The 4,206-nt window shown below is 37.6% G+C and carries 4 protein-coding genes; all 4 read right to left on the bottom strand.

Features of this window, described 5'->3' with window-relative positions:
• Positions 1–240 precede the first annotated feature (240 nt).
• Positions 241–1,020: a Cof-type HAD-IIB family hydrolase gene (locus Q0A12_RS06925; RefSeq protein ID WP_291291929.1), complete on the bottom strand. Its 780-nt coding sequence runs from the start codon at positions 1,018–1,020 to the stop codon at positions 241–243.
• A 44-nt stretch (positions 1,021–1,064) separates the two neighbouring features.
• Positions 1,065–1,883 (bottom strand): Cof-type HAD-IIB family hydrolase, encoded by an 819-nt coding sequence (locus Q0A12_RS06920; protein WP_291291928.1) that lies wholly within the window; start codon positions 1,881–1,883, stop codon positions 1,065–1,067.
• A 465-nt stretch (positions 1,884–2,348) separates the two neighbouring features.
• A complete protein-coding gene (locus Q0A12_RS06915) occupies positions 2,349–3,035 on the bottom strand; it encodes a YoaK family protein (RefSeq protein ID WP_291291927.1) in 687 nt (228 codons plus the stop codon).
• 714 nt (positions 3,036–3,749) lie between these two features.
• Positions 3,750–4,022 carry a hypothetical protein gene (locus Q0A12_RS06910; protein WP_291291926.1) on the bottom strand — a complete coding sequence of 91 codons (273 nt, stop codon included), beginning with the start codon at positions 4,020–4,022 and terminating at the stop codon, positions 3,750–3,752.
• Positions 4,023–4,206 lie beyond the last annotated feature (184 nt).

Raw genomic sequence — 4,206 nt, 5'->3', positions numbered from 1 at the left:
CACTTTATTAAAAGCAAGATCCATGCCAAAAAAAGAAAGGATAAAAAGCCCTAAACAACAGGCTTTTTATCCTTTTCAATCTGTTTAAACAGATTTTTTTGTTTTAAACACATGAAACTCATTAAATTTCGTATAAGCAAAAGGAGACTTAGTCCTTTTAATCCCTTTCGCATCAACCTAGTTTAAATTTTTTGCCGATAAGAAATGTAAGTTCTATCAGCTACCTTCTCAAAGAACCGCTTAGATCAATCCTTGGGCTTTGCAGTAATGATAAATCCCATCATCTGCTACATGACCGATGACTTCATCCGCTATTGCCTTCAATTCATCCGAAGCATTCGCCATAGCTACGCCCCATCCTACCGATTGAAGCATTTCGATATCATTGTTGCCATCGCCGAAAGCCAATGCTTGCGATTGGTCCAATCCATAATAATCCAATATTTTGGCAATCCCGGTTCCTTTGCCGCTACTTGAAGGAATAATATCTACCGCTCGATCCCACCAAGCAGCAATTTTAGCATCCGAGGTGTTTTGCATAATCGTTGCATAGTCTTCTTTTCGAGAACTTAACATAAGTTGAAAAATTTCTTCTTTGTTGATCATTTCATCGAAGTTCTCTGCTAAAACAATCTCTTGATGGGCAAATGAGAAATACTCGATCAGGTCACTATCTTTTCCATTGGCCACTGTTTGATTACTGGTTGCGATCGCCACCGGACGATTCAAAGCAGTGGCATTCCCAACAATGGTAGAGATATCTTTTAGTGGAATCGGATTTTTATAAATCGTATGCTCGTGATTAAAGCAGTAAGAACCATTGAAAGTCAAAAAAGCATCAAATGTGACTTGATCGAAATGCGGTAGCGCGATTGGACTTCTTCCAGTAGCAATACAAAGAATGATCTTGCGCTTTTTCAATTCTTGCAATGCGGTTAGCACACTTGTGGAAATCTCTTTCTTATTCATATCGATCAATGTACCATCGACATCAAAGAATATGATTTTGATATCTTTCATTTTTTACTCCTAATAGACAGTATTTGCGGAACGGGTCTTTCAATTTATTCTTTTGGGAATAGCTGATCCAACGTGACGAGAACCCCATCCTCATCATTTGATGGGCACACATAGTCTGCTGCTGCTTTTACATTAGCCGGTGCATTATCCATCGCATAGCCTCGTCCACAATATTGTAACATTTCCAGGTCGTTTCCTCCATCGCCAAAAGCGACACACTGCTCTGGAGTAATCCCCCAACGTTGAACAAGTCGTTCCAATCCAGAGGCTTTATGGCATCCAGGAACAATCAAATCTACGGAGCCATGACCACTTCCAGTTGGTACCAGCAATCCCTCTAGTTCCCTCTTAAATCGCTCAGTATAGTATTCAGTTTTTTCAACTGGAACTGTAGGGGCAAATTTTAGAATTTGATCGTCTACTTCAGCAAAATCATCGACCCACATCAGTCTATGATAATAGATATTGGTTAATTTGAAGAATTCTTCACTGACAGTTCCTCGTTCACAGTAAGCACTGTTCAGTCCACACATGACATTTTTCACTTCGGGATTATCTTTACAAAAAGATAACGTTTTCATTATTGCTTCTCTGGAAACATTCGCCGAAAAGACAAGTTCCTGTTTATCTTTTACCAGTGCGCCGTTTTCAGCTACAAAACTCAATTGCTGATGCTCCTCCGGAAAAAGATCTCGTAATTGATAATACTGATTCCCACTGGCCACGACAAATTGACACCCTGCTTTTTCCATCCGCGATAAAAGCGCTTTAAATCTTGGTCTGTCATAAGTATAGTCACTTCTGGCAAAAGTACCATCCATATCCACAGCGACAAGTTTAATGTCATAAAGATTGACATTCATAAAATCGACTCCATTCTTATTTTACTTTTTGAAGAACTTCTCCTCAAGCAAATTATAACATGTATATACAACTCTCGAAATGGATTTTTCAAAAGATTTTTTATGTAGAGGCTTTTTCAAATTGCAGAGTCTTCTTCATTGATCGATTTATTTTGAGTTTGATCTTATTTAGGCTGGAATTGAAAAATAGTATGGAAAGGCAGAAACAACAATAACTTTACTATTAAGAAGCTGCTTTCCTTTTTTTCTATCTGATTTAACCAATCTAAGTTGCTCACTCCTACATATCCTTTCCTTTTGTTGAGTAAGACTATTCAGTTAACCAATGGCTATACCTTTCCTCATTCTGTTGAACAATCACAAAAAAGCATCAAAGTCAGGTTTTTCTAACTTTGATGCTTATCTATTATCCATTTCACCCAATTAAATTGGCTTGTTCACCTTTCATAAATAATGAACCCGCCATCACGAACGCGTCTTTTTCGCATGATACATCTCAATAAAAAAAGAAATGGTAAATGTGATCGTTACTATCCAAATTGAGTATATGTTCAAAGACTGGCTGATAAAGGCTAGTAAACAGGCACCCACAATAAAAGAGACAACCACGATGGTGTAGTTGTGGGCATTCCTTCTTTGTCTGGTAGACTTATCTTTTGCGGTCAAATACAAGTACCATTCGTTAAGCATCTTTCGGTAGTTCCCCGAGGTCATCATAATCGTATAAGGATTTCCTTCAATTTGAGTACCATTAAATGTCAACATGAGTAACCCACTCCCAAAAGCAAGAAGACCAATTTTAAAAAGTTGAAGATCTTGCGACAATAAGGGAATAACGAAACTAGATAAAATTGCTGGTAACATGGTATAGCTGCGCCAGTAGTCACTGAAATTGCTCCGTTTAAGAAGGATCCCTAATAAGAAACCTATTGTGAACATGATGATAGATAGGATTTTAGGAAGCATTTGCTGCCAATCATTTTGAGATAAATTTGACGCCATCAAGATCACATTTCCGGTCTGTGTAGCAACTAACCCATGAAAATAATTGTGACAATAGACATCTATTGCTCCCCCTGAAAAGGCCATTAGTATAGCGAATAGACGACTATCGTTAGAAACAACAGGAACTTTAGAAAAAATTTTTAGCATAGTGGTCTCCTCTCAGCACTTTTATAATATTGAAACCGGAATTTTACGTATCTATTCTGCTGAAAGATATCATTAGGGATCTGATCTATCAAAAACCGTATTTATCTTGCATTCGTTTATGTATTCAAGCATTTCTTTCTTGATTCTTTAGCGGATCCGATCGCTTTCTTGGTTTCAATCACCAGAAAGAGTATACGCCTCAGAATGGTGATTGAATGGGATAATCATGAGTTTTCGCTAAAATAATCTGACAGGGCGAAGGGTTTTGATGAAAAATTGATTAAGTTTTATCAGTATTTTGGACTGCTTTCCATCACTTACCTAAAAAGAGAGGATCATTGGAATCTTATCTTTATCAATTGAGAAGGATGAATCAATTACATCATAGGTCCGTTTGCATTTCAATAAAAAACCCCTACTCGAAATCGAATAGGCGTTTTTTAGGCGTTTTATAAGACCGAAAACAGGTTACACTTGTTCATTCGTCATGTGTTTAAAAAGGAAGTTTTTTACATCCTCCCTTTTGAATGACACTTAAATAGAAAAACATGTTTCAGCACTCGGTTCATTGCTTGATAGTTGAACCAACTGTTATTCAGCTCCATTCGTTTTCAGCAGAGATCCTCCTATTTCTACGGCGTTTGCAGGCACCTCCAAGGGAACTGTTTTTTAAACGAACCTCTTTACTTATTTCTTCCTACCTATTTTTTCGCATTATTCCTTCACCGGATAAATATCGCTTTCCTTCGTTTCTTTAAACAACACAAAACACACACCAGAAATCAAGAGAACGAATCCGCTAGTAAGCAGTAACGGTACGAAAGCACTGGTTGTCGTACTTTTAAAGATTACCCCCATCAATAATTGACCCAAAGGAACGGCACATTGAGAAACAGCTATGATCGTTGCCATCACCTTCCCCAGGTTTTCTTTTAGTGTGATTCGTTGAACAAGTGTGATCAAGTAAATCGAAATTGCACTTAACATCACTCCAATAATCATTTCTATAATAACGATTACGATGAATCCTATACTAGGATTTGCTGTAGTGAATAGTAAAAGAAAATCTGGGGAAGGTAATGGCAACGATCATAGCTGTTTCTCAATGTGCCGTTCCTTTGGGTCAATTATTGATGGGGGTAATCTTTAAAAGTACGACAACCAGTGCTTT

The sequence above is a fragment of the Enterococcus sp. genome (assembly GCF_022711995.1).
GTDB lineage: Bacteria > Bacillota > Bacilli > Lactobacillales > Enterococcaceae > Enterococcus_D.
Note: the sequence above shows the minus strand (reverse complement) of the source record. Positions and strands in the feature narration are given on the sequence as shown.

Excerpts from the sequence above, each read along its gene's own strand:
- Q0A12_RS06920 (WP_291291928.1), bottom strand. The coding sequence starts at position 1,883 with ATGAATGTCAATCTTTATGACATTAAACTTGTCGCTGTGGATATGGAT.
- Q0A12_RS06915 (WP_291291927.1), bottom strand. The coding sequence starts at position 3,035 with ATGCTAAAAATTTTTTCTAAAGTTCCTGTTGTTTCTAACGATAGTCGT.
- Q0A12_RS06925 (WP_291291929.1), bottom strand. The coding sequence starts at position 1,020 with ATGAAAGATATCAAAATCATATTCTTTGATGTCGATGGTACATTGATC.
- Q0A12_RS06910 (WP_291291926.1), bottom strand. The coding sequence starts at position 4,022 with ATGTTAAGTGCAATTTCGATTTACTTGATCACACTTGTTCAACGAATC.